This is a genomic window from Desulfosarcina variabilis str. Montpellier (assembly GCF_048565275.1).
Taxonomy (GTDB): Bacteria; Desulfobacterota; Desulfobacteria; order Desulfobacterales; family Desulfosarcinaceae; genus Desulfosarcina; species Desulfosarcina variabilis.
Window position 1 is genome coordinate 8,839,512 of record NZ_CP159846.1, and the last position, 26,778, is coordinate 8,866,289.

Below are 26,778 nucleotides of genomic sequence, written 5' to 3' on the forward strand. Positions count from 1 at the left end.
TATGACAAAAGATCAATCCCAATCCGTTCTTGTTGTTGATGACGACCATAATGTACTGGAAGTATTGGATGCCCGGCTGTCCAGTTGCGGTCTGAATGTGCTCAAAGCCGATAATGGTCACGAAGCACTTAAAATTTTAGGTAGCCGCAAAATCGATCTGGTTGTTTCCGACGTAAAAATGCCTTCCATGGATGGCATGACCCTGCTATCCGAAATTATTCGTCTTCAACCGGGCCTCCCAGTTGTTTTTCTAACCGCCTACGCCAATGTTCCCGATGCGGTCAAAGCGGTCAGATCCGGTGCCATCGACTATATTGAAAAACCTTTTGATGGAAAACGACTCACCGAAAAAATTCAGATGATGCTCCAGGAATCTGGAGAAACCGTATCGTTTGACGCCATCAGTCCACCATCGGAAGTAGAGATCAACGATCATACCAAAAGCCCGGCCATGAAAAACCTGCATGGTTTGGTCAAAAAAGTCGCCCGCAGCAATGTCAATGTCCTGATTCTCGGCGAAAGCGGGGTGGGCAAGGAGCGCATCGCCCACCAGATCCACCAGTTGGGATCGCGCCGGAACAACCCATTTGTCGTTGTCGATTGCGGTGCAACACCCGCCGGCCTGCTGGAAAGTGAGTTGTTCGGCCACGTCAAAGGGTCCTTTACCCACGCGGTCAATGACAAGAAAGGACTCATCGAAACCGCCGATACCGGAACCCTCTTTTTAGATGAGATCGGCAATATTTCCCACGAAATGCAAATCCGATTGCTGCGGTTTATCGAAGATCGGACCATACGCAGAATCGGCGGGCTGAAAGGCACCCCCGTGGATTGTCGCATTGTTGCCGCCACCAACGCCGATTTGGGTGAAGAGATCAAAGCCGGTCGTTTCCGTGAGGACCTGTTCTTTCGTCTCCGGGTCGTGACCTTGACAATTCCCCCGCTACGGGAACGAAAAGCGGACATCCCCTTTCTAGTCAACCACTTTGCGGAGCACTTCTGCCGTGAGCATGGTGTGGAAACGGTCAGTATTCCCCCAACAACCTTGGATTGGCTCTGTGACTATGCGTGGCCGGGAAATGTTCGCGAATTGAAAAACGCCATCGAGGGGGGAATTGTCCTTTGCAGAGACAATCAGCTCAGACCAGACGATTTTCATCTGGCGGGAATTACCGCAACAGGATTTGAATCGGTTGCCGATGATAGTTGCCTATCGTTGGAAGAAAGCGAAAAGAATACCATCCTGCGGGCGCTGGAACAAACCGGAGGGATTCAAAAAGAAGCTGCCGAAGTACTGGGGATCAGCCGGCGAGCGATTCATTATAAAATTAAAAAATATGGTATCGATGCAAGCAGTATAAAAGCCAGGCACTAATCCGCTGCCAAGACCGCCCTTTTTTGCCGGTTGTAAATTGTTATCCGTGAAGAGGCTTTTTCCTGTAACCGTTTTTTTTAAGCGGTCTCCATAATTTTACTGGAAAAACATCCTCCTTCGGATAACAAAGATGTCTAAGAAAAGGGAAAACATGAACAACATTCTGATTTTATTGGCAGTGATCGGCATATGGATTCTGCTTCAGGCTTATATCCTACCCAAACTGGGAATCAGTACATGAATGCGCGATGCCTGTCAGTTGACAAGCCAAAAAAGCAATGCCAAAGCGGCCGCAGAAAACGAAAAACAAAGATAAGGATACCGAGCTGATCCAGGCCATCAACAATGGCCGCCAAGATCTTTTTTATGAACTGGTCAATCGTTACCAAAAAAGCCTTTACAACTTCGGCTTGAGAATGTGCGACAATCCCAGTGATGCCGAAGACCTGGTCCAAGATACGTTTTTAAACGTTTTTCGGTATCTAAAGGGATTTCGTTTTGAAACCAAATTTAAAAACTGGCTTTACCGGGTGGCCACCAGTGCGTGTTTGAAAAAAAAACGGCGATCCAAATTTGCACCGGACAAGGAATTGTCTTTGGATACATTCCTACCCGGAGACGAATCCGCCGTCAGCATGGATACACCCCGCTGGGCGTCCCAACCGCTGGACCAATTGTTGGGAGATGAACTCGGTGATGTGATTCGCGATGCATTGATGGACCTGCCGGAAAAATACAGGCTGGTTATCGTTCTTCGTGACGTTGAAGGCTTCAGCACCCAAGAAACCGCGGAAATTCTGGGCCTGACCCCAACCAATATCAAAGTTCGCCTCCACCGGGCGCGACTGTTTCTCAGGGAAGCACTGAAAAACTACTATGAAAAAGAATGATTCCCATCATGATCACCAAAACTGCATAACTCTTTTTGAGAAGCTTTCTGAGTATATCGATCGTGAACTGGACGCCCCCACCTGCAAGGAAATTGAAGACCACATCAAAGCATGCAAACCATGTCAGGTGTGTCTCAAGACCCTCAAACAAACGGTCAATCTATGTCGCAACCTTGAACGCCATCAAGTACCGGAAGCCTTTTCCAACAGGTTAAAGGATGCCATCTCCGGATTGATTGAAAAACAATCGGACAACCGCTTTCCCCATTTTTTTTCAGATGATGCCGGCTCCTCCTATAATGCAAGCCGCATTGCCAATTCCAAAAAATAATCACCGTTGTCTATCGTTAGTGCACAGGCTTGGCAATTCTCACCAAAGCCCTGCCTGAAACAGTAGATACCACTTCGGCTGAAAGATCTGCTATTTTTTGAGAGTTCGTTCATATTTAGTTGACAAAACAGGACAATCTACATAAATTGTTTATTGCATACCTGTTGTATAATCAAAAGCATGAAATACGATTACTCAATGTGGGTTGGATTGTTTGTGGAATTGTCCGACAGGATTTGTCATTCTGGTATTCCGTTCAAGGATAATACTCATCCCTCCTCTGAGCCAAGAATGGACCTGTCACTGTTAGTTTGATTGCTGGGAATATTACAGGCCTCTTGTTCCTTTTGCGTATGCAATGTCATCAGACCATAGTGCCGTTTTTTCAATCGGCAAAATCCTTCGATCTCGTTAAAGCAAACATTAAATATAGCGAAATCGAGTGGGGTAGCCTCGGAATCGGGCTGCCTGTCGATTGTGATCGGTGTCGGCCACGCCGTCTTAAAACCCCACATTCGCCAGCAGGAAAGAAAAACACCACCGTCCAGGCTGCGATCAGGATAAAAAACACGCTTAAGATCCCTACCTTAAAGACCGATACTGATTTCTCGGAGGGTTGCACACATGCTTACCCTCAACCCGGATTGACGATCCCCATCAATACGACTCTAACACACCACCGACGTTCAGAATCAAAAGTGTCGCAGTGGTCGTTTAGGATACGGAAACGGAATACGCTTACGGCACTGCATTGAAGCCATTGAGGAGCGCTCCATGGAGAATCGCCCCCGAATATTAATCTGCGACGATGATCCACTGATGACCCAACGCATCAAAGCATTGTTGGGCCCCACCAAGTATCAGGTTCAAACAATCAGTGAGCCCCATCAGGCCCTTAACCTTATCCATACAGAATCACCCGATTTGGTCATCCTGGATGTAATGTTGCCGGGGATGACAGGTTTTGAACTCATTGATGCGATCGACCATAATCGTACTGATCCGGCGTTCATCCTGATCATCGGAGAAACCTCTATTGAGTCGGCCATAAAAGCCATCCGTAAAGGCGTCAGCGATTATCTACGCAAACCGTTTGAACCCGATGAATTGATTATTCGTGTGGAAAAGGTACTCAGGCAGCGGCAAATCGCCCATGACAACATGTGCATCGAAGCGGAAAAAGAGCAGCTGCAGGGTCAGTTACGCCAATCCCAGAAAATGGAAGCCATCGGCACCTTGGCCGGGGGAATCGCCCATGACTTCAACAACATCTTGAGTATTATTCTGGGAAACACCGAACTGGCTTTGGCTGATGAAACCAACAAACAAACCATGCGTCAAAATTTGAATCAAATTCTGACCGCTAGTCTCAGAGCACGGGAAATGATTCAGCAGTTGCTCAGCTTCAGCCGCAATGAAGAGTCCACCCACAAGCCACTCAATCTCAATCGCGTCCTTGAGGACTCGCTCAAACTCGTGCGCTCCTCTCTGCCCACGAATATTGCCATCGACCGTGATATTTGTGATTCTCAATGCACGATCATTGCCGATGCCACCCAAATTCATCAAATCATGCTCAACCTATGCACCAATGCCGCCCATGCCATGGGACCGGATGGTGGTGTGCTGACCGTTCGCTTGGAATCGGTTGTGCTGGAAAGCACCGCTTCGACGGATCACATTCATCTTGCCGCGGGTAACTACGCCCGGCTGGTGGTTGCCGATACCGGCCAAGGCATTGAAAAACATATCATTGATCGCATTTTCGATCCCTATTTCACTACCAAAGCAACCGGTAAGGGCACAGGCATGGGGCTATCCGTGGTGCACGGTATCGTCAAGGCAAGCGGCGGAGATATCCAGGCCTTCAGCCAGCCAGGCAAATTTACCGAATTTCAGATCTATCTGCCTCTGGTGGAGATGGGCGTTGAGTCCGGTCCCCCTCTTTTATCCCAACATCATATGCCAGGCGGGAAAGAACGGATTTTGCTCGTTGATGATGAAATCATGCTGGTAGAGATGATGCATAAGGTATTGGAGCAATTGGGTTACACGGTCAGCGCCTTTCACGATAGCAGTGATGCACTCAACGCATTCATCAAAGCCCCCCGTGCCTATGATATTTTGATTACGGACATGACCATGCCCGGCATGGCGGGAACGGGACTGGCAAAAGCCGTCAGAAAAGTGCGTCATGAACTGCCCATTATTCTTTGCACGGGGTATAATGAGCAGCTTTGTGATGAAAATTTAGATGCCCTGGGCATCAAGGCCCTGATCATGAAACCGGTTGGCATGCAGCAGTTGGCGGAAACCATTCGCACGGTACTGACAGCGGCAGCCACGGAACGCCGCGTGCATCCACGTTACATCGCGCCGGTGGGGACCCTTGTCATTTCAAGCAGCCATCCCCATGATCGCTTTAACCTGGTTGACATCGGTGCTGGCGGACTGGCCTATTATCATGCAATGGAAACGATCTTACCCCCCCAAAAGGACCAACTTTCCATTATGAGACCCAACGGTGAAATTTTCATCACCGATATGCATTGCCGGATCGTTTCCGATATTCCTCTGCCCCAGCCGGGACAGGCCCGCCGCAGTGTGTGTTTTGAAAACCTTTCCTTGTCCCAGAGAAAACGCATTAACCAGTTTATCCAAAATCATACCACAAGCTCGGTTAACTAGTGTCCGTCCAGAAATAGGCAAATTTGGTCGAGATCAAGGCGCCCGAAAAATTTAACCACAGGCATATGGTTGATATGCCGAGGATTAAATTTTTCGCGCAACGCCGATATCGGGCAAATTGGTCAATTATGGATGAACACTAACTAGTTGAATCCTTATCGGTTGATGGCCAAACCCCCGGGATGCGTGTCTGGCAAAAGCGGCAGCGTCCATCCCGGATGTGAAAGGTGGGGACATGATAGCCCTGACGCTCCACCAGCAACCGTTTGCAGTGATGACAATAGGTATGGTTGCCCGCATCTCCCGGCACATTTCCCAGGTACACATAATGGATACCTTCAGCCATGGCCAATTCCCGGAAGCGGATCAGGGTGGCCACCGGCGTGGGGGCCAACCGATCGAGCCGATACCGGGGAAAAAAACGCAGGAAATGCAAAGGGTGGTCAGGGCCCACATTTTCAAGAATCCAGCCGCACATGCGCCGGATCATCTCGTCGCTGTCCCCGTAACCGGGTACCACCAAATGGGTCATCTCAAAATGGACCCCTTGCCGGTGCAGGGTCACAAATGTGTTTAGCACCGGTTGCAACCGTCCACCATTGAGCCGCCGGTAAATCTCGTCACTGATGGATTTGAGGTTCACGTTGGCGCCGTTGATGACCCGGCACAGTGCGTCCAGCGGCTCCGGGTTGATATATCCATTGGAAATCCAAAGATTGTTCATTCCACGGGACTTGGCCAATGTGGCCGTATCGACCATGTATTCAAAAAACGTGGTCGGTTCGCTGTACGTGTAAGCAATGGATTGACAACCGCTCTGTTCAGCGGATTCGACCACGGCTTCGGGAAAAAGATCCAGATGACGGACATCTTCGGGACGCACCTGGGAAATCTCCCAGTTCTGGCAGTTGAGGCAACGGAAATTGCACCCGGCGGCAGCAATGGAAAAGGCCCGGGTCGTCGGTAAAAAATGGTACAAGGGCTTTTTCTCGATCGGATCGACGTTGGCCGAGCAGGCATTGCCGTAGGCCAGTGTATAAAGGGTGCCGTCCACATTGACCCGGCTGCGGCAGACACTGCGGTCTCCCGGCATTAGCCGGCAGCGGTTGGGGCAAAGTGTACACAGCACGGCGTTTTGGTCAAGCCGCTGGAAATACGTGGCGGGTTTGGACCATTTCCACAAGGTTGCAGGCGCGTCATTTTTAAAAATGGAGCCCTGAATGTCCGCTTTTTCGTCTGCCGACGGCCCGAAAAAAGGCCACCTTGCATGGCCAACGGCCGCGTGGCAAATGCAGCCGCCGGCCGCCAGTATAAATTGTCGCCTATTAATGGGGGTCATGGATCGATCCTGCAATTGAGAAGCTGATCAGCTTAATCAGTGCCAGCGTCAAGGTGGACCACAAGAGTCCCAGAAACGGGATCAGCACTAGGCTGACCAAAAGGACACCACCGGCCGCACCGACCAGATCGGCGGAAAAGCTGCTGGCCACAGCGGTGGCATCATTACCGGAAAGCGCCAGGGCAAGGGGAAATTGAAACCCGCAAAAAAAGGAGATCACCAAACCGAATCCATAAAGCACGCCGGCCGGCAGATACGACCGGGCAACGACCAACAGCCCGGCAAAAAAAAGCAGCAGCAGACAAAGCAACAGGTCGCCGGCCATCAATGCCCGCCGGTGCCCCCCGGCAATACGGCCGCCCACCCAGGCACCGGGCAGCAGTCCAGCCAGAAAAACCGTAACCAGCACGCCGATCTGTAGATAAATATAACCATAAAGCGCCTGGAAGGTAAAGATGGTGACCATCTCGGCACCGATATTGATGCACCCGGTGGTCATCAACACCCATTGGGGACGGCTGATGCGCAACAGGTAAACCAGGGATACCACGGCCAGAACCAGGGCAAAGCCCCAAGGGGATTCATCGTGCTGGGCAAACCAGTCGACAAAGGAAAGCCGCATCAGACGCGGAAACAGGTCCACGTTGAGCGGGACGCCGGCATCCACGGCCGCATTGAGCTCGCGGATGCGCTGGGCGGTGAAATCTCCCTCGAAATAGCGCCGGATATAATCGGTCTCAATCTTCTTTTTCTCGAGCAGCCGGGCAATGTCGGTGCGCACGGGCCGGTGCCGGCAAACAAAGATAAGCCGCTGCCCGGGCATCAGGCATACATGCTGGAAATATCTGCGGGCGGTGTTGGCCAGGGAGGACAGGGTCTGCCGCCGACGATCGGAGATATAGTTTTCCACCCCCTGGATGCCGAAACTAAGCACCCCGTCCGCTGCTAGATGCTGGTTCGCCAGGGCAAAAAACTCAGATGTAAAAAAACGGTTGACCTGATAGGTTTCCGGCTCCGGCAGACCAATCAGGATGGCATCGTATTGCATGGATGTTGACGCCAGATAAGCCCTGGCATCCTGGGCAATGATCTTCAAGCCGGCAAAGGATTCCAGCAGTCCGAAGCGCTGTTGGACCTTTGCCACCATCGGATCCAGTTCCACATAATCCACCCGCTCGGGTTGGTATTTGGCCACCTCGGCGGCCATGCCGCCCACGGCGGAGACCAGTAATAATCGCCGGGGGTGGTCAACCTGGGCCAGGGGCAAATGGACACACTGCTCGGCCAGAACAGGGTCATGGGAAAAAAGGCGGGGCACCCCATCGCTGAAAAGGGTTGCCTGGCCTTGGGATTCGACCACTTCGATGCGACCGTAACGGCTTTCCGCATAAAATACCCGCCGGCCCTCGCGAAAGGGCAACCAGCTCTCTTCCCAAACGCATCCGGCCGTCAGGACCATCATGGAGAGCAAGCCGGCAATGACGGTGGTCCGGCAAACAGCACCGTCCAGACGCCAAAGGGCCACCAACAGCGGTAGATGGACCGCCAACAGCAACTGAAACGGGGTCAGCCAATGGACCAGGACGAATGAAAACAGCGCCCCACCGGCCACATCCCCGGCATTATCGGCCATATAAATCCAATTTCCGGGGTAATCGGCCATGCGCTGCCTGACCACCATCAAGCTATAGGGGAGCACAAACCCCACCAACACGGCATAGGGCAGCATGGTAACGGCAACGAACCCCAGGGTCGGGTAAAATCCCACCGATGCCCCATGGATGAAGACCAGGTCCCGGAACCGGCGAATGGCAATGACCTGCCCCACACCAACCATGATCAGCAGCAGGGACAACAGGGTCAGCTTGTGCGCTGAAGGCGATCGCCGGCCGGTGCCCCAGGTTTTGGCCAGGGCCGTGCCGATGCCGCCATAGACCAGCCAGCAAAAAAAAATCAGGGCAATGACGATTTCATTGCCCTGGAATTGCGCCAGATACTCCCGCACCAGCACCAGCTGGACCGCCACGGAGGCGATTCCCGTGGCCACCACAACCGGCCGGATTCCCCCATCAGTGCGCGTCTTCTTCAAAATACTGCACCTGATAGATCTTTATCTTCAGATCGCCCTTGCGCCACTGGCCGCCCGACAGACCGGCTTTCATGCACAAATGGGTAAGGAATTGCTCCGGCCGGGGCAATTGATCCCATACCTGGGGCAAGAACGTGGCGCTGGCATACCCCTTTTTCAGGATCACGCCATCGATGCCGGGCCTCAATTTGGCCAGCAGGTCATCTGCATCGCGGTAAGCCAGATCAACCGGCTCGGTAAGCACGCTCACCTCGATATGCACCTGGTCCAACTCCTTTTGGCTGAGCGGTGAAAAGCGCGGGTCATGGAACGCCGCATTGATTGCATTGTCACGCACGCCAGTAACCAGCGGTTCGCTGGCCGACAGGCTGCCGATGCAGCCCCGAAGTTGATTGTCAATTTTAAGCGTCACAAAGGTCCCGCAACGGGCCTGCAGGGCGTGGTCTTCTAAAAGGGTTTCCAGGGGTTGGGCCTGTTTCGGCTCAACTTCGCGGCCAAATTGGCGGGCCAGGGTCTGCCGGGCCAGTTTTACCAGGACCGCGCCTTGCTCAGGGGTCAGGGGTTGACGGTTATCGTTTGGCTTGGACATTGATTTTTCTCCATAAAAAGCGACGGCGGCATATCCCACCACGGCATCCTTATCGCCGCTGGCATCGCCGCTATTACTGGTGTGCAGCACCATCGGTCGCCATTGTTGACTGCGGGCCAGCTCCAAAAGCACGCCAATTGGAAAGCGCCCGCAGGTACGGTTATCCTGATCAATAGACCAGTGTGGATCAAGGGCCAGAATCCGGCGCAGGGTCTGTTGGTCTCGCTTGATCGCCTCGGCCGCCGGTAAATAATGGGACATGTCGGCACTGACGACGAGCAGGGTCGATTCGTCTTGCATCAGGGGGCCAATCGCCCGGGCCATCTGCCGGGCATCGCAAGGTCCCAGCACCAGGGGAAGCAATTCGAATTGGGTCAGACGGGCCTGTAAAAAAGGCAGAATCACCTCGAGGCAGTGCTCCTGGCGATCCGATGCCACAACGGTTGCAAACAGATCCGGCCATCGATCCGTCAGCTGGCTGCTATCGCAAATCGGCACCTCCCCCAAAGGGGTTCGCCACCGGGAAGCAGGCGTCAGCGATGCATTGTTAAATCCCACCCGGTGATCCGGCCCCAGCAATACCACCCGCTTGAATCCGTCACGCGGAATGGCCAGGGCCGCGTGAGCCGCCGTGGCACCGGAATACACGTATCCGGCATGCGGCATGATCAGGGCCCGCAGACCTTGTCGCGGAACACGATTGGCGCTTTTTTGGCGAGCCGCCGTGATCAGGCCACGAACTGTTCGGTCCAGTTCTTTTTGTGATGCTGGATAGAACCGACCGGCCCAGACCGGGTTGCGGACATCAGTCCCGGCAGTACACGGTGGGGCGGTAAGACCTCCCAGGAGGATGGTCACAATCCCCAATAGAAGGTATCGGTAGGCGAACACGATGCCAACCTCTTCGTATTTGCTGGATGGGTGGGGACAACAATGCTGTTGTCATTCTTTGATAGGAGTACAATGGTGCAAAACCACATGTCAAGGGAATTGCCGCACAGCGGTAAGGGTTCGCGCAAAAATAAATTCACAAATTGTCAGTGTTCAGGCACCCGCTCAGCAAGGCGCGAAGACAAAGGAATATCAGGCATATTCCGTGTTTTCGCAACGCCGCTGAGCGGGATGGATGGGCCCTGAAAATGTGAAGTTATTTTTGCGCGAGCCCTAAGGCAACCCCTCAATGTCGCATTAAAAATCTGACCATTCTCAAAAAGGACCTGACTCGTCATGCTGGACTTGATCCGGTATCCAGGGCACTCTTAAATGGTTGAATCACGCTGGGAAAGTTTGATCGGGGATGATTACGGGGCGTTGGCGGATACTGCCGGATCGTCGGGGGATGGTCAATATGGGCCAATATGGGTTTCATCCTTTTGCCAATACCCAAGTAGGCTGTTCTCATTAGGATCGATACCAAAATAATAGCCCGGTGGGCTGATGCGCTTCATGATCGGCAGAATCCGGTTGCGAAAAAGCGATTCCTTGAATTCGTGTCCAGCCTGAGTCCGTCCCAGATAAACCATATCGTAAAGGGCCTCTTCGATCTTGGCGATTTCCCCTTGAATATCGGCACCCAATTCCATGGAATACAAAAACCCCAGGCAATTATCGATCAACACGCCGATATCCTGATCGAGGCTGCTGATCAGTTTGTAGCCGTTGGTGATAAATGGTCTCACGACTGGGGCTCCATTGGTCTGGTTCGATTGAAGGTGCTTTGGTTAAGATAAAAATGCCGAGCAATGTTATTAGTATCGGCAAATCCGCATTGAAGCTTTAGCCACAGGGCAATGCTTTGTAAAACTTTGATAATTATAGAATAAAATTATTTTTTTGTGAAGGATAGGATTCAATATGTAGTGGTTGGCCAGGCGTAGACCACTATGGCCTTGGGGTGGCGGTAGAAAATATTTACACCAGATTGCACCGGATTTATGTTTGCCAATCACTGACTACCCGCATCGCAGGTTGGGTGATGAAGCCCCCCAAAGGAGGCTGAGAAGCAGACCAATGAACATCGAACACTGAACGTCCAACTTCAAACATCGAAAATGGAATTCTATCGTTTGCTATCGCTGGTATCAGTTTTTATAAGCGAAAACAAATGAAACAACGCCTTTTTATTTATCAAACGGTGAAGCGAAGCGATCTCATCATTCGATGTTGGACGTTCGATGTTTGATGTCCAGAAAAGTATCTGCGGTATTATTGTCTCACCGGGAAAGTTCAAACCTTTTCGGGCCACTCGGGCATAGCCCGAGGTTTAATCAATGGCAATTATAGCGAAACCACCGATATTGGAAAAACGGGGAATTTATCGATAAGTACTGACTAATTCCTAATGAGATCATGGTATTTCTTTATTTTTCGAAAAAGGCGCAACGCCTACTTTAGGCAATTCATGTCGGGGTCCATAACCAGAACCTTCCCCCCCCGAATCTTGCGATTTTTCAGTTCCATAAGCGCTTGGTTGGCATCTTTTAAAGCAAAGGTTTGCACCTCGGGAATGATCGGAATCTGGTCAGCCAGTGTTAGAAAACAAGATACATCCGATCGGGCCACATTGGCGACACTTTTTATTTCTTTCTCGTGCCATAGGTGAGACGAGTAGTCCAGAGTCAACAAAACGTCACGGTCAAACGTTTCTTTGCGAATGGCATTGATTACCAGCCGTCCGCCCGGTTTGAGGTTCTCCATGGCGGCCACCACTGGGGTCCAGGCGGGTGTGGTATCAATGATGCAGTCCAAGGGCTGCGGTGCCCGGTCCTTTGTGTGCCCGGCCCAAACCGCCCCCAGACTGCGGGCAAACGCCTGTTCACCGGGACTGCGGGCGAACACATAGACAGGTGAGTTGGGAAACTGGTGTTTGACCATTTTAAGGACCAGATGGGCGGACGCCCCGAAACCGGTCAACCCCAACCGCTGTCCATCGTGCATCTGGCAAAGGGACATGGACCGGTAGCCAATGGCGCCGGCGCAAAGCAGCGGAGCGGCCTGCACATCGGAAAAACGATCCGGAATTGGAAAAGCAAAGGCCTGATTGACCGTCATGTATTCAGCATACCCACCATGGGCATCCCGTCCGGTAGCGGCAAACTCAGCGCACAAATTTTCCAGGCCGTCTCGGCAATAGTCGCATCGGCCACAAGCATGGTTGATCCAGGCCACGCCAACCCGTGCCCCCACAGGGAATCGATCTGCACCCGGACCCGTCGATTCCACCCGCCCCACGACCTCATGCCCCAAAATGACAGGGAAATGCGGCGGCGGGGTACGCCCCTCGATTTCGTCCAGTTCCGTATGACATACCCCACAGGCAGCGACCCGGATCAAGATTTCTTCTGGGCCGGGTGTGGGAATGGGAACCAATTGGTGGGTCAAGGGAGTGGAGGTCTGACGTAAATCATGGATACGTTCCAGCATCATGGCATTCATTGTTTGCATGGCAGCCAACCTGTTTTGTGTTGGAATGATTCAAAAAAACAAAAATGAATTGAACAATTGAGCCATAAGTGAATCCAACCATACTAAAGGGCGCCCGAATTCACCACCTTTTTTGGCAAAAGTTTAAAATTTTGCAATTTACAAACCGGCCCAATGTTGGATATGGTACAGGACTTTTAGGTAAAGAAGTTGGAGCACTTTTGAGGTTGCCGATTTCACCACGTCTTTTAAGGGTCAAACGCCCTCCCCCGGGGCGTCCAGAAAGGACGTATCGTGTTTAGATTTGGGGAAGTTCAGCAATCACTCAAAAATCAGTTCATACACATAATGGTAAAAATTTGTTCAAAGGGCTGCTGATCTTGCGCAGATTAGGTTCTTTGTTAGGGCCATGTCGATGTCTTCAATATTTCCTAAAGCCTTTTGCGGTCAAGTGGTTGATCAGGGCCAACGACTTGAAATAAAAATGATTGTACATCGTTTTTACAATCTATCCCGCAATAAGTGGCGGACTCCCCGACCATGCACGGTTCAGACACACAGCAAAAGACCGCTATGGCACAACTATTTAAACCAACACCATTATTTAGGAATCTTAATTTCATTTTTTTCGCAGTTGCGCGACCTCATCGTCTCTGAAATCAACCCGACCCAATTAGTTTGCCGGCTATTTTCCAGCTTGGCATGGCGTATGCTGGTAGAGTGCAACGATGATGGGCAGAAACGCAATTTGCAATTGATCATTAAACATCGGAAAAACGACCGGCGCTGGCGCATGGCTTGGGAGAATGAGCGCCTTTGGAAGGCCGTTAAGGATATCTATCTCTACCCACTTACAAAGAATGGCCAACAACTGTTGATGACGTTTTGATGAATCAAAACCAATTAATGCGGCAGAAAGACATAAAAGCTTTTAAATTACATATAGATATTAATCATTTCGATTGTAATCGAAAAGGCGGAGCTATTTTTTGCAAGGAAAAAATTTAAAAGAATGGCTTATAGGATAACAATGATTGTTAAAAAGACTGATATTTCATAGTAGTGAAGAATGCTTGAATGTTCAGTTGCCATTCATAAGTTAATTATTCTAATAATTATTAGAAGTTTAATAGTTTTGTTAAATATAAATTTGAAAAACTAGAATGAAAATTTCATTTGGAAAATCAGAAGAAGCTTGGCTTGGATTTGAGGACTATTTAATTAGAAATATCAGAAAATATGAAGTAAAAAGTATTTGTGAAATTGGTGGTGGAGCAAACCCTGTTTTAAATCAGATTATTATTAAAAAATTTAATTTAGATTACTCGATTTTAGATATTTCACAAGAAGAATTAGAAAAAGTTTCCGATGATTATGATAAGATTAAAAGAGATATTACTTCTACAAATTTTAATTTGAATAGGAAGTTTGATTTAATTATCAGCAAAATGCTGGCAGAACATATTTCAGATGCTAAACAGTTCCATAAAAATACTAAAACAATATTAAAGAAAAACGGTCTGGCTATTCACTTCTTCCCAACTCTTTACTCACCGCCTTTTTTATTAAACCTATTGATCCCAAATGATTTATCAAAAATTCTTTTAAATTTTTTTTCACCTCGAAATAATTTCTACTATCCAAAATTTCCTGCATATTATCAATTGTGTAGAGGGCCCATAAAGAGCCAGCTTAAAATTTTCAAAGATTTTGGTTATAAAATCATGGAGTATAAATATTTTTTTGGCCATGGATACTATGAAAAAATTAGATTTTTAAAAATTTTTCAAAGCTTAATTTTAAAATTTCTTCTTAAGCACCCTATCCCATTATTTTCAAGTTTTTCTTGGTTGTTATTGAAAAAAAAATAACCGTGTCTTAAATGAATAAAATTGGATTTAAAAAAAAAATTTTAGTAATTCCATCTAATCATGAGGAATGGGAGGATTTGAATTGGATAATAAATTTGAAAAAAAATCAAAGAAAATGCAGATTCTACATATATGATACTAGTTCTTTGTACATGGATTCAATTAAAATAAAGACTTCAGAAAAAATTTTTAAGTCAATTAACCCGTTTAGATCAGGATTTTATTATAGCTCTAAATTATTAAAATTTTTGATTACTTTACTAAACGCATGGAATATTATTAAAATTTGCCATCAACATAATATTGATATATTATTTTCTGCAACGCCATCAATATTTATTAGATTGTCTATATTGTTTTTAAAGAATTCTGTAAATCATATTTCATATTTACGATCCGCTTATCCAGTTATTGATGACTTATGGTCAGATTCTGAAAAAATGTATAAATACATTAGTAAATTTAATATTCCGCTTGCATCTTTCATTAATCCATATAGTTCAGATCTTTTTTTGGTTAGCGGTGAAGCCAACAGAGTTTTACTATTATATAAAGGTTTTCCCAAAAACCGAATAAAAATTATGGGCCCTGCAAAGCTTAATTCTTATAGAAAAAAAACTAAAAAAATTAATAAAAGCAATCAAATAACAATAATTTATGCAACTCAATCATTTAATCATCATAATGATAATATTGGTCACCATAGCCAGCTTGTATGTCTCGAGTCATTGTTAGAAGAATCCTATCTTTCTGACCATTCTATTAACTTTATCCTTCGCATCCATCCAAGAGATAAAATTTCTTTTTATAGCAGACTAATTGAAAAATACAAAGAATTTATATCAATAGAAAATTATAATATTGAATCTTTTTTAGAATCTGTATCAAGCCAGCGTATTTTAGTTTCTTCAACTTCTACATTATTATTCGAGTGGGGATATTTAGGAGGGAAAAGTTATAGCATAGGCACATCTGAATTCATCATAAAATATAGAAAATTTTTCGATAATGTTCACTTGAAACCATTTTCTAACGCAAAATATTTATTATATAGCATTGTAAATAATAAGAATTATATTTCTAAAAACTCAATCAATCAATTGATGTCAAATTCAAATAAAACTGAAAAATGGGATGATATTTTTGGGAAGCCACTATTAATCAAATCTTGAAATATTATTAATATTGAACATTCTAATATCCAATTTTTTAAAATGATTTATAATAAAACAATTCTTATAATTCCAGCACGTGGTGGATCTAAAAATATACCCAGAAAAAATCTAAGGCCTCTAAATGGAAAGCCATTAATATATTACACTATAAAATCAGCTCTCCAATCCAAACTGGTAGATCATGTAATCGTCTCAACTGAAGATAAAGAGATAGCTCTTTTTTCTAAACGTTTTGGTGCAGATGTCTTAAGCAGGCCTTCAAATCTTGCTATGGATGATGTTTCTCTTGATCCGGTAATTGTACATGCTGTCAATTATTATGAAAATTATTATAATTATAAATTATCATATATAATAACAATTCAACCAACATCTCCTTTGATTTCAAGCATTGATATTGATAATGTAATTACGAAATTGATAGAGGAATCAGCCGACACAGTGATAAGTGTTTGCGAGGACAAGCATCTTCGTTGGAAAGTTGACAAAGGAATAATAACTCCTGATTATCAAGAACGTGTCAACAGACAGTTTTTACCTGATCAATATAGAGAAACAGGGGCAATCATCGCTTGTAAAAGAAATGTATTGGAAACAGGCTCTAGAATTGGGAAAAAAGTTTCTTTATATATTATGGATTATGAAAAAAGTATTGATATAGATTCTTACAATGACCTATGGCTATGTGAATTAATTCTTAAGCGTAAATTGATTGTAATTGTAGTGACTGGTAACGCTGATGTTGGAATGGGACACACTTATAGAACTTTAATGCTAGCAAATGAGCTAATTAATCATAAAATAATATTTGTCTGTGATTCTACTGATTATTTAGCCGTAAATTATATTTCTCAGTTCAATTATGAAGTTAAAACTGCTGCCCCAAACCAGTTGATAGAAGTAATTCTGAAACAAAAACCAGATATGGTAATTAATGACATTCTAGATACAAGTAATGAATACATCATTAATCTAAAAAATAAAGTACGTACTGTAATTAATTTCGAAGATTTGGGCGAAGGTGCTGAAAAAGCTGATTTAGTAATAAATTCACTATATCCTAATAAAAGTCCTCAAAAAAATATGTTATTTGGTCCCAAATACTTTATTCTCCGAGATGAATTCATTCATATAAAAAATAGAAATAGATCAGCAAAAGTTAAAAATATTTTTATTAGCTTTGGGGGTGTTGACAAAGAAGATTTCACCGTCAGGATTCTCAAATTGGTAAGCGAATTAACCAAAACAAAAAACATTTCAATATATGTTGTTGTCGGCCCAGGATATCAGTATCTTGAAAATCTCAAGTTTTTTGCTCTAAATTCAAATCACCCTTCAATAAAAATTATACTTGAGACTAACAAAATAAGCGAATATATGAATGCCTCAGATATTGGAATTACATCTGCTGGAAGAACAGCATTAGAACTATATAGCTTAAAAATTTTAACAATTGTAATACCGCAAAATTTTAGAGAGACGCAACACACGTTCATTACAAATATAAATGGTTTCATCAGTTTAGGCGATTATAAAAATTTCAATGATAATACCTTTTGCGAAACGTTTTCGAAAATTCTTGTTGATCCAAATTATAGAAGTAAAATAATTGGAAAAATGGATAAAATAAATTTACGTTTAGGAAAATATAGAGTAATGGAAATAATTAACTCATTACTTCAGAACAAATTTGAGTATAATTATGGCTCATAGCTTTTTTGATTTTGTGAGATCTAATGCACCATATATCATTGTGGATATTGGTGTTAACCATGAGGGCTCGATTAACATAGCTAAAAGATTGATAAAAGAGGCCTATTTAGCAGGAGCAAACGCGGTAAAATTTCAAAGTTATAAAGCAGAAAAGCTTGCGTCTGTTTATAGTCCTGCTTATTGGGATACTAAAAAAGAAAAATCAAAAAGCCAATTCGAACTGTTCAAGAAGTATGACAATTTTGGGGAAAATGAATACAATCACCTTGCAAGCTACTGTAATAAAATGGGAATTAATTTTCTATCAACCCCGTTCGACCTTGATGCTGTGGATTATTTATCTCATCTTGTACCAGCATTCAAAATAGCGTCTGCTGACATTACAAATGTTCCATTACTGCGAAAAGTTGCCTTAACTGGAAAACCTTTAATTATTTCTACTGGGGCATCAACAATTGATGAAATCAGTATTGCAAAAAATATTATCTATGATTGTGGTAATCAAAATATAGCATTATTGCACTGCATTCTTAATTATCCGACCGATTATTCAAATGCTCAGCTATGCCAAATTAAAGTTTTACAAAATGCCTTTCCAGATTGTTTAATTGGTTATTCAGACCATATCATACCTGATTATAGTTTATCTTCTTTAGAGGTTGCTTTTTTCCTTGGCGCTTGCATTATTGAGAAGCATTTTACTTTTGATAAATCACTTCCTGGAAATGATCATTATCATGCTATCGATATGCATGACTTATTACGGTTTAAAAAAAAAATATTTAAATATAAAACACTATTAGGCAATGGAAAAAAGAACCTTCGGTTGGAAGAACCAGCCCGTATGAATGCGCGAAGAAGTATCTACGCCTCCCGGATAATTAAAGAAGGAGAGATATTATCTGATACAAATTTAATTGCAAAACGACCTGGCTATGGGATTAGTCCCTTATTTTGGGATCAAATAATTGGTAAAAAGGCAGTTAAATTTATTGATGTAGATAAACCTCTCAAATGGGATGATATAGTTGATAGCTAATATAATGAGAATGTCTGTTATTATATTAACTTGGAATGAAAAAAAACTTTTAAGAGAATGCATACTTTCACTTGAAGCATGTATAGATTATTCCAAAGATGAAGTGATAGTAATCGATAATGGTTCAGTTGATAATACTAAAAACATGGTTAATCAGAATTTTCCTTATATACGATACCTAAATCTTTATAAAAATTATGGAATAAGTAAAGCTAGAAATATAGGCATAAAAATTTCTAAAGGTCGTTATGTAATGAGTTTAGATTGTGATACTGTTTTACCAAAGATGTCAAATGACATCGGAAGTATCATTGAAGAAATCTTAAGCCAGCATCCAGATATCGGATTATTTTCTTTTAGGCTTGTTAATCCTAATGGCACATTTCAAACTAATGTTAGACGCTTTCCCTTCATTTTGCAGCCAATTATTAGCAGATTAAAATTTTTAAGAAAATTTAACTTTATATGTTATATTAACGATCATCATCTTTATAAAGATATTAATTTTGATAAAAAACTGATTTTCGATGTTGATTATGCATTAGGTGCAAATCATATTTTTCGTAAAAAAACCGCCCTTAGGATTGGCTGTTACAATGAAAGAATATTCTTTGGCCCTGAGGATGTTGAATTTTGTTTACGAATTAAAAGATCTGGGATGCGAGTATGTTTAATAAATAGCATACACATTAAACATCTACATAGAAGAAGGACAAGACGACTGAATCATATTGCTATTAAACATTTTATTAGTTATTATAAATTATTTATTGATGAGAAAACAATTACATATATTCATATATAATCTACTTATTTCATTTTTTTTCTAATTCTCAGCATGTGTCCTCTCTATTTTATCTTTATAATTTTTTGTTTATCATTGTTTATTTTAGGCTTAAAAGATTATAAGCTAATATCCGCTTCAATTCTGTTCTCATTGCTAAACATACCTAATTTTTCACCTTATTATTTCACTTTGGTACTTAGCTTTTTATCTTTTATTTTTTTCTTTGGATATAACACTAAAAATGATTATTTTAAACATTTTTCGATAGTATCTTTTTTAATTATAATTTTCATAATATCACTTAACATTTTAGCTTCTTCAAGAAACCATCAACTTGATGAATTACTTACTACTATTGGAAAATTTTTACAGGCCTATTTTATAATATGCACTCTATTAGCAGTAGTTAAGATTAAAGGATTCAAAAGTACTTTTTTTACATTATGTCTTATTTTCTCAATTTCAATTATTATGGGGTACATTCAATTATTTAACTTGTCGTACCTTTTAAATATCGACTATCCTTTCTATGCACGATTTTCCTTTCTTGCTATTCCTGATTCAAATTACTCAGGTTTATATCTGATCTTTTTTTTATGCATTTTATCATATTTATGTCAAATTCAAAAAATAGATAATTTCATTTTTTTCAATTTTTTAATCTGTTTGATTTCGATTATACTTACTTTATCGCGTACCACTTTTGTTGTTTTTTTTGTTATATTTTTTTTGCATTTTTATATGTCAATTTTACACAATCCTACATTTCATACTTCAAATTATTTTAGAATTTTTTTCTTTTTTGTATTAGCTCTTTTCTGCATTTTTATTTCTATTAAATTGTTTTTTTATGACTTCTTAAAGCCATATATCAATGACTACATTAGGTATACTTCTGATCTAAACTCATCAAGACTTACTGGGGAAATTGATACTTTTAAATTGCGTATTGAAATTTGGGGACATGTCTTAAACAATCTTTCTATTCTTGATACGATTATAGGTAAAGGTGACATTGATATACCTCAATGGAATCACTATATCAGTGGAAATAATATTACCTTGCACAACTTACCAATAACATTACTCGTTAAATATGGTATTATAGCACCCATAATTTACATTTTTTTCATTTTAAAAATCACTTTAAAAAAAATAACAAAAATCAACAATTTACAATACTTAATCATGATAATTGGCATTGGATATTTTTTATTTACTTTAACAATCTCAGATGAAGTAGGTTTTTTTTTATTGATTATGATCGGTTTTAACTTTCTCATTCACACTAATAAAAGCACCAACCTTGCTTAGTTCATATAAAAAATCTTTGTTTAATATTTTATTAAAGGCTTTTATTTTATTAAGTAAATTTTTTTTTATTTCTTCATTAGCCAATCATTATTCAACCGTCGAAATAGGACAGTACTGCCTTTTCTTAAGCAGCGTTATGATAGGAACTTTACTGATTGGATTCGATTTTTATTCATTCAACACTCGAGAAATTATTTCACTAAAACCAATTAAAATTATCGATGCTATTAGAGATCAATTAGCATTTCATTTACTTTCGTATCTAATCTCAGTTCCTTTCCTTTTTCTGTTTTTTAATTTGGATATTATTCCAAAAGCATTAATACTTTGGTTTATTGTTATTTTATTTTCAGAACATATATGCACAGAACTTCATCGTTTTCTAATAATATTTCGCCAACCAATTTCTGCCAATATAAACCAATTTCTGCGAAGCTCGTTATGGATGTTGATAATTACTCTACTGCTAATTTTTGATTTTCGTGTGAATATGTTATCGTTTATATTTTGTAGTTGGCTATTCGGAAACCTTATTTGTTTTATTTTTTCAATTTACTCTTTAAGATCACTTCCCTGGAAATTCTTCTTTAATAAGAAAATTGATTTTTATAGAATTTTAAATGGATTAAAATCACTTTTGCCTATATATATATCTTCTATTTTTCTAAAAATTGTTGAATACTCTGATCGTTTCTTTATTAACTATTATAGCCATAGCTCGTCGTTAGGAATTTATTTTTTTTTCGCCAGTATCACAAATGTCATTCAGTCCTTTACCTATGCGGGAGTTATATCAATTTTTTTACCGCAAATACTTAATGCTTATCAATCTCAAGAAAAATTTACATATAAAATATTAATTCTAAAAATGTTAAAAGGAACTTTTATTATTTGTCTTTTCATCAGTATAATTTTGGTAATTTTCATTTTACCTTTTTTGAATTTTATCAATGGACAGATCTATATCCAAAATATCAAATTGTTCTATCTTATGCTTTTCTCTAATTCCATAATTTCAATTGGTTTAATACCACATTTTCTTCTGTACTCTCAAAACAAAGATTACCCTATAATGTATAGCTCTCTTCTATCTGGGCTATCAATCATTTTGCTTCATATAGTTTTCATTCCAAAATTTGGCATTTTTGGTGCTGTTTTTTCTAACATCATTGGCGCTTCTACAACCATACTTATAAAATTTGGATTTATTAAAACCAAAAAGCTATACGTTTAATTTGCATTGAAATTCATTTTAATGAGGTCATATATGGAATACGGAAACTCAAGAATTTTATTCATTCTTGATTTATTAATAATTTTTTTATTCTTTTTCGCTATTTTTAGATTGAACAATGCACCTTCAGGCATCCTAATTAAACATAATATCATTATGATTATTATTGTTATTCTATGGTTCTTAATTTGCGTCAATTCAGATGTACTTCGAATAAACAGCTTGTCCAATATTATCAAAATTTTTAAAGATACTTTAATTGCCTATTCTGTTCTCAGTTCTTTAGTCATTTCAATTGTTTTATTTGTTAATATATTTGGATCATACGATAAGCTTATTATTTACTCTTTATTTTTTAGTTTTCTATTATCATTAACAACCCGACTCGTTTACTTCCTTATTGCAAAATATCTCCATATTTACGGATGTTACCAAAAATCCGTTCTTATCATTGGCAATGGCCAGGTAAAGGATCAGCTCATAAATAAATTTATGAGCTCTCCTGAATTAGGCATTCATATTAGTTGCATATTAACAGATGATGATCATAATCTTTGTGCTCTCTCCCCTTCTAATGTAGACCAAATTGATCAGTATTATTCTTATATGAGCAATTATCATTTTGACGAAGTTTTTATTGTTGGCCAATTTAATGATACAAATACCTTGCAATATGTTATTAAGCTTTGCGAGCTAAAAGGCATTAGGTTTTATATTTTCCCCGATTATTTTGAACTTATTAAACAATGGACCATTATCAATAGCATTGGAAACTTACCTGTAATTGCAGTCCGTAATGAACCACTCAATATTCTCGGCAACCGTATTATTAAAAGATCTTTTGATATACTTGTATCTATACTTTGTCTAATTGTGTTTTCTCCTCTTTTTCTTATAATTTCTATAGCCATTAAACTCTCTTCACCTGGTCCGATTTTGTTCTTTCAGGAACGAATAGGAAATAATAACGTGAAATTCACTCTTTGCAAATTCAGGAGTATGCTTGATCAGCCACTCCACGATTCAGATACAATTTGGACAACTTCTAGTGATAGTAGGATTACACCAATTGGTAGAATACTTAGAAAAACGAATCTTGATGAACTGCCTCAACTTTGGAACGTACTTGTCGGTGACATGAGTATTGTTGGTCCTCGTCCTGAGCGCGAATATTTTGTAGAAAAATTTAGCCAGGAAATTCCAAATTACAGAGTACGCCACCTCGTAAAATCAGGGATAACAGGTTTGGCTCAAGCAAACGGGTGGCGCGGAAATACTTCAATTAAAAAAAGGATTGAATGTGATATTTACTACTTGGAGCATTGGAGCCTCTGGTTAGACCTCAAAATTATTCTATTGACCTTTTTTAGCAAGGATGCGTGGAAAAACGCCATATAAGTCTGTTTTGTGCTAACTCCATTGAAAAAAACATCTAACGTCGCCATTTTTTTCATTATTTCAACGGTTCCCATCCCCTTTGCCGCGGTTCAGCCATGGGTGTGGTCTTTCTATGCCATGCTGATGATCATCGCCTTTATTACCGGCGTGGGAATCAAAGGGCACCCGGCTGACAGCCATAACAAGTATGCAAAAATGGGAATGGCCGTTTTTTTTATCTGGGCACTGTTTTTGTGTATGCCGATCCCATTTTCGCTGCTATCCATACTGAGTCCGGTGCGTGCTGAAAAACTGGCCAAGGCTTGGGAACTCATCGGCAGCGTCGCCTCCTATCAGGCAATTAGTTATTCTCAACAAGATGCCTTGGCCTGGTGGACCTTCTTACTTAGCCTGATGCTTTTTTACCTGGTAATCCGAAAACTGTGTGAGGATAAAAAAACGCTCAAGCAGATCGTTGTAATCATGATTGCCATTGGCCTTGTAGAGTCGTTTTACGGAATAGTTCAGGCATTGATTCCATCCATGGGTGTGCTCTGGGTGGATTATATCCAGGCCTATCTGGGATCAGCCCGGGGGACGTTTATCAATCGCAATAATTTTGCCGGATTTCTCGAAATGGTCTGGCCGCTTGCTTTGGGTCTGACCCTTTCCATGACCGGCCGAATCCATTCCATAAAAATGGTACTGCATTCTGACAGGCTCAATCGCCAGGCACTGATGGCCCTTTGTATTATCGTTTTCCTGCTGACTTTGATTCTCACCCGTTCCCGTGCCGGGATTCTTTGCGGCATGGTCGGATTTATCGCCTTTTTTTTAATGGCCCGGCCGGGAATGCGAAAAAAATCGAAACAGTTTCAGGTCATGCTGGGCGGGATTGTGCTCTTCCTTGCTATTTACACCATGATCATTGACATCAGACCGGTCATCCAGCGGTTTTTCACCATCGCCAGTGATGGGAGTTCAAGATTAAATATCTGGCGCGACAGCCTCATGATCATCCGCGATCACCCGCTGGGTATCGGTTTGTACAACTACGGGAATGTCATTGAAATATATAATCAAACAGGGCCCTACAATAAAACCATTGGTTATGCTCACAACGATTATCTCCAGCTTTTAATCGAAACCGGGTGGATCGGCTTTTTGGCTCTGGCAGGTGCCATGCTGTTCTTTCTGGCCAATGCTGTTCGGCGCATCAGGGATATCAATTTCCGCAAAGATCCCTTTCGATTTTACCTGGCTGTGGGTGCCTTCAGCGGCATTGCGTCCATCGGCGTGCATTGTCTGTTTGATTTCAACCTGCAGATTCCGGCCAATTGTGTCTACTTCGTGGTTCTTTTGGCCATTTTAAATGCCTGCACTCAATCCGGCCAGCCGGGAAATACTCAAACATTAACCAAAGTGAATTGAGCGAAATGAAGCCGGTCCATGATTGATCCGCACTGCCACATCCTACATGCCCTGGACGATGGCCCGAAAAAAGTCAAAGAGAGTATCCAGTTAGCCCAGGCACTGTCAAAAGCCGGCTATCGGATGGTGGTGGCCACCCCCCACATGATTCCCGGAACGGTGTGGATGCCTTCAATCGAGGACATCACCGCTCAGATCACACGCTTGAATCAAGCCATGCAGATTGCCGGCTTGTATCTCAAAATTCTTCCCGGCATGGAGATTGCTTTGGATCCCCAAATCCTCAATTTATTGGATTCCGGTTGTCTGCTGCCCCTGGGAGGCTCCAGTTGCCTGTTGATCGAACCCCCCTTCCAGCAGCTTCCGCCGAAATGGCATAACATTCTGTTCACGATTCTGGCCAAGGGACACAGAATTTTATTGGCCCATCCTGAACGATGTGCCCATCTGGCTGCCAGACCGGACCTGGTAGAAGAACTGATCAATGCCGGTATCTATCTGCAGGTCAATTGGGGCAGTTTTCTTGGCCACTATGGCCGCTTGGCCAAACGCACCGCCAAGATGTTAGCTGTCAATGGTGTGATCCATTGTCTGGCCACTGACAGTCATCATGCACAAAGCGCTCTGTTTGGTGAAATTCAGATGGCGGCAAGAAACCTGGCTGCCATCATCGGCAAGGACAACCTTCGACGATTGACCATGGAAAACCCCATGAATGTGCTACGCGACCGGGTAATCCACCCCATGACCATCACCGATGTGATGATGAACAAAAATAAAAAACGGTGGTGGCAGTTGTGGTAGCAAAAACAGCCCCTTTACAACACGCCCAACGATCCGGTGCCTGGCCGTTAAAGCGCCTTTTGGGGCATGGACTACTGAGCATCATCCTGATCGTGCTGGGCAGCTGGACAATCTACTATACATTGCCGCTCAGATCGATTCGCCTAAATGAGCTGGAGTATTCCCAGCAGGCCTCCCAACGATTCATAGGGTATCCTGACGCGCAGCATGCCTATGGCATGCACGCCTGGATCGACCAGCAGCCGGAAAAGGCGGCTGGTTATTTCCGCCAGGCGGTTTCCCGAAATGTCCTGTTCATTGATGCATGGTTGCGCCTGGCTGAAATACAAGCCGCCATGGGGCATGATGCCAGCGCCAAAGCCATTTTAACCTTTGTGGCCGGAATGACGGATCAAGTCCTGCGCTGGAAATGGCCCCAAATGGTGCTGGCCAGCCAACTGGGCATGGACGCAAGATTCTATCGCAACGCCAACGATCTTTTAACACGCCGTACATTGCAGCAGGATACGCTTCAGTTGCTGCATACCCGCCTGGACGGTAATGCTTCCGCCGTTCTTGACGTCCTGGCCCAACAAAACCTGACGGCCTATCTTGAATGGTTGATGCGCTGGGGAATGGCGGAAGAAAGCCTCGTGATCTGGCAGGCCATAACCGCAAACGCGCCAGTAGAAACCACACTTGCCCGGCGATATGCTCATTTCCTGCTCGGTCGCAAACACATCGATGAGTCGGTGGATATTTGGCGGCAATATACCGGCAGTATCGACCTGACCAATCCGGGATTTGAGAACAACATTACCAACCAGGGATTTGGTTGGCGGTTCTGGGTTGAAAAAGAGGGCAACTGGGAATTAAAAAGAGTTTATTCTGAAAGTAAAGAAGGCAACTATGCCATTCGGCTGAAATTCAACGGCAAGGCAAACATCGCGTTCCACCATTTGTATCAAATTCTGGCTGTCACCCCCGATGTTTCTTATCGTCTCACCTATGCCTGGAAATCCAGAGGAATCACCACTGATCAGAACCCATTTGTGGAAATCGTGGGCTATGGCACGTGTCGCATCCACGAGGCCGGAACAATGATGGCCGGCACCCATGCCTGGCAAGATGATTCCATCGTTTTTACCGCGCCTGCCGGCTGCCGGGCCGTGGTGGTTCGCCTGCGGCGTAAAGTCAGTATGCGCTTTGATTCGAAAATCAGGGGCAAGATATGGATCGATGATTTTCGGTTGGAAAAAGTCGACGCCGAGTCATGAAAAAACCGCTACCGCAAAACGGCGCTTTTACCCGTAAAACCGCCAAACTACGA

20 protein-coding genes are annotated in these 26,778 nt (G+C 43.1%); 15 read left to right on the plus strand and 5 right to left on the minus strand.

All coding sequences use genetic code 11. The features are described from left to right. Nucleotide 1: 1 nt before the first annotated feature. From Dvar_RS39775 to Dvar_RS39790, 4 genes are all read left to right on the plus strand, one after another. Nucleotides 2-1,375, plus strand: a complete 1,374-nt coding sequence (locus tag Dvar_RS39775; RefSeq protein WP_419659002.1) for a sigma-54-dependent transcriptional regulator — start codon at nt 2-4, stop codon at nt 1,373-1,375. 278 nt (nt 1,376-1,653) lie between these two features. Next, on the plus strand, nt 1,654-2,265 hold the full coding sequence (locus Dvar_RS39780; protein WP_419659003.1) for an RNA polymerase sigma factor: 612 nt from the start codon (nt 1,654-1,656) through the stop codon (nt 2,263-2,265). Beyond that, a complete protein-coding gene (locus Dvar_RS39785) occupies nt 2,252-2,596 on the plus strand; it encodes an anti-sigma factor family protein (RefSeq protein WP_419659004.1) in 345 nt (114 codons plus the stop codon). The genes Dvar_RS39780 and Dvar_RS39785 overlap by 14 nt, the downstream gene beginning before the upstream one ends. Before the next feature lie 774 nt (nt 2,597-3,370). Next, nucleotides 3,371-5,284: a response regulator gene (locus Dvar_RS39790; protein ID WP_419659005.1), complete on the plus strand. Its 1,914-nt coding sequence runs from the start codon at nt 3,371-3,373 to the stop codon at nt 5,282-5,284. A gap of 139 nt (nt 5,285-5,423) precedes the next feature. Here the strand turns inward: Dvar_RS39790 and amrS are convergent, their stop codons facing one another. The 5 genes from amrS to Dvar_RS39815 all read right to left on the minus strand — a co-directional run bounded on the left by amrS (nt 5,424) and on the right by Dvar_RS39815 (nt 12,745). After that, nucleotides 5,424-6,623, minus strand: a complete 1,200-nt coding sequence (gene amrS, locus Dvar_RS39795; RefSeq protein ID WP_419659006.1) for an AmmeMemoRadiSam system radical SAM enzyme — start codon at nt 6,621-6,623, stop codon at nt 5,424-5,426. Next, nucleotides 6,610-8,712, minus strand: a complete 2,103-nt coding sequence (locus tag Dvar_RS39800) for a hypothetical protein (RefSeq protein WP_419659007.1) — start codon at nt 8,710-8,712, stop codon at nt 6,610-6,612. The genes amrS and Dvar_RS39800 overlap by 14 nt, the downstream gene beginning before the upstream one ends. Continuing rightward, complete coding sequence (amrB, locus tag Dvar_RS39805) at nt 8,693-10,192, minus strand: AmmeMemoRadiSam system protein B (RefSeq protein ID WP_419659008.1); 1,500 nt, start codon at nt 10,190-10,192, stop codon at nt 8,693-8,695. Before amrB ends, Dvar_RS39800 begins: the two co-directional genes overlap by 20 nt. A gap of 452 nt (nt 10,193-10,644) precedes the next feature. Next, complete coding sequence (locus Dvar_RS39810) at nt 10,645-10,980, minus strand: hypothetical protein (RefSeq protein WP_419659009.1); 336 nt, start codon at nt 10,978-10,980, stop codon at nt 10,645-10,647. A gap of 706 nt (nt 10,981-11,686) precedes the next feature. Then, nucleotides 11,687-12,745 (minus strand): zinc-dependent alcohol dehydrogenase family protein, encoded by a 1,059-nt coding sequence (locus Dvar_RS39815; RefSeq protein WP_419659010.1) that lies wholly within the window; start codon nt 12,743-12,745, stop codon nt 11,687-11,689. A 394-nt stretch (nt 12,746-13,139) separates the two neighbouring features. Here Dvar_RS39815 and Dvar_RS39820 point away from each other — a divergent pair, with 394 nt between their 5' ends. The 11 genes from Dvar_RS39820 to Dvar_RS39870 all read left to right on the plus strand — a co-directional run bounded on the left by Dvar_RS39820 (nt 13,140) and on the right by Dvar_RS39870 (nt 26,725). Further along, on the plus strand, nt 13,140-13,613 hold the full coding sequence (locus Dvar_RS39820; RefSeq protein ID WP_419659011.1) for a hypothetical protein: 474 nt from the start codon (nt 13,140-13,142) through the stop codon (nt 13,611-13,613). Between the two features lie 274 nt (nt 13,614-13,887). Next, nucleotides 13,888-14,595 carry a methyltransferase domain-containing protein gene (locus Dvar_RS39825; RefSeq protein WP_419659012.1) on the plus strand — a complete coding sequence of 236 codons (708 nt, stop codon included), beginning with the start codon at nt 13,888-13,890 and terminating at the stop codon, nt 14,593-14,595. Nucleotides 14,596-14,606: 11 nt separating this feature from the next. Continuing rightward, nucleotides 14,607-15,767, plus strand: coding sequence for a hypothetical protein (locus Dvar_RS39830; protein WP_419659013.1), 1,161 nt, complete (start codon nt 14,607-14,609; stop codon nt 15,765-15,767). 42 nt (nt 15,768-15,809) lie between these two features. Continuing rightward, nucleotides 15,810-17,483, plus strand: a complete 1,674-nt coding sequence (locus Dvar_RS39835; RefSeq protein ID WP_419659014.1) for a cytidylyltransferase domain-containing protein — start codon at nt 15,810-15,812, stop codon at nt 17,481-17,483. Further along, nucleotides 17,473-18,522, plus strand: coding sequence for an N-acetylneuraminate synthase family protein (locus tag Dvar_RS39840; protein ID WP_419659015.1), 1,050 nt, complete (start codon nt 17,473-17,475; stop codon nt 18,520-18,522). The genes Dvar_RS39835 and Dvar_RS39840 overlap by 11 nt, the downstream gene beginning before the upstream one ends. After that, nucleotides 18,512-19,327, plus strand: coding sequence for a glycosyltransferase family 2 protein (locus tag Dvar_RS39845; protein ID WP_419659016.1), 816 nt, complete (start codon nt 18,512-18,514; stop codon nt 19,325-19,327). Before Dvar_RS39840 ends, Dvar_RS39845 begins: the two co-directional genes overlap by 11 nt. A gap of 453 nt (nt 19,328-19,780) precedes the next feature. Next, entirely contained in the window at nt 19,781-20,623 is an 843-nt protein-coding gene (locus tag Dvar_RS39850; protein WP_419664230.1) for an O-antigen ligase family protein, read from the plus strand. A gap of 1,267 nt (nt 20,624-21,890) precedes the next feature. After that, nucleotides 21,891-23,255, plus strand: a complete 1,365-nt coding sequence (locus tag Dvar_RS39855) for an undecaprenyl-phosphate glucose phosphotransferase (RefSeq protein ID WP_419659017.1) — start codon at nt 21,891-21,893, stop codon at nt 23,253-23,255. Between the two features lie 21 nt (nt 23,256-23,276). Continuing rightward, nucleotides 23,277-24,665, plus strand: a complete 1,389-nt coding sequence (locus Dvar_RS39860) for an O-antigen ligase family protein (RefSeq protein ID WP_419659018.1) — start codon at nt 23,277-23,279, stop codon at nt 24,663-24,665. 18 nt (nt 24,666-24,683) lie between these two features. Continuing rightward, nucleotides 24,684-25,469, plus strand: a complete 786-nt coding sequence (locus Dvar_RS39865) for a tyrosine-protein phosphatase (RefSeq protein WP_419659019.1) — start codon at nt 24,684-24,686, stop codon at nt 25,467-25,469. Then, on the plus strand, nt 25,463-26,725 hold the full coding sequence (locus tag Dvar_RS39870) for a hypothetical protein (RefSeq protein ID WP_419659020.1): 1,263 nt from the start codon (nt 25,463-25,465) through the stop codon (nt 26,723-26,725). Before Dvar_RS39865 ends, Dvar_RS39870 begins: the two co-directional genes overlap by 7 nt. Nucleotides 26,726-26,778 lie beyond the last annotated feature (53 nt).

Coding starts and splice junctions, on each gene's coding strand:
- Dvar_RS39830 (WP_419659013.1), top strand. CDS start 14,607: ATGAATAAAATTGGATTTAAAAAAAAAATTTTAGTAATTCCATCTAAT.
- Dvar_RS39780 (WP_419659003.1), top strand. CDS start 1,654: ATGCCAAAGCGGCCGCAGAAAACGAAAAACAAAGATAAGGATACCGAG.
- Dvar_RS39790 (WP_419659005.1), top strand. CDS start 3,371: ATGGAGAATCGCCCCCGAATATTAATCTGCGACGATGATCCACTGATG.
- Dvar_RS39775 (WP_419659002.1), top strand. CDS start 2: ATGACAAAAGATCAATCCCAATCCGTTCTTGTTGTTGATGACGACCAT.
- Dvar_RS39820 (WP_419659011.1), top strand. CDS start 13,140: ATGTCTTCAATATTTCCTAAAGCCTTTTGCGGTCAAGTGGTTGATCAG.
- amrS (WP_419659006.1), bottom strand. CDS start 6,623: ATGACCCCCATTAATAGGCGACAATTTATACTGGCGGCCGGCGGCTGC.
- Dvar_RS39825 (WP_419659012.1), top strand. CDS start 13,888: ATGAAAATTTCATTTGGAAAATCAGAAGAAGCTTGGCTTGGATTTGAG.
- Dvar_RS39865 (WP_419659019.1), top strand. CDS start 24,684: ATGATTGATCCGCACTGCCACATCCTACATGCCCTGGACGATGGCCCG.
- Dvar_RS39850 (WP_419664230.1), top strand. CDS start 19,781: ATGGGGTACATTCAATTATTTAACTTGTCGTACCTTTTAAATATCGAC.
- Dvar_RS39785 (WP_419659004.1), top strand. CDS start 2,252: ATGAAAAAGAATGATTCCCATCATGATCACCAAAACTGCATAACTCTT.
- Dvar_RS39855 (WP_419659017.1), top strand. CDS start 21,891: ATGGAATACGGAAACTCAAGAATTTTATTCATTCTTGATTTATTAATA.
- Dvar_RS39840 (WP_419659015.1), top strand. CDS start 17,473: ATGGCTCATAGCTTTTTTGATTTTGTGAGATCTAATGCACCATATATC.
- Dvar_RS39835 (WP_419659014.1), top strand. CDS start 15,810: ATGATTTATAATAAAACAATTCTTATAATTCCAGCACGTGGTGGATCT.
- Dvar_RS39815 (WP_419659010.1), bottom strand. CDS start 12,745: ATGCAAACAATGAATGCCATGATGCTGGAACGTATCCATGATTTACGT.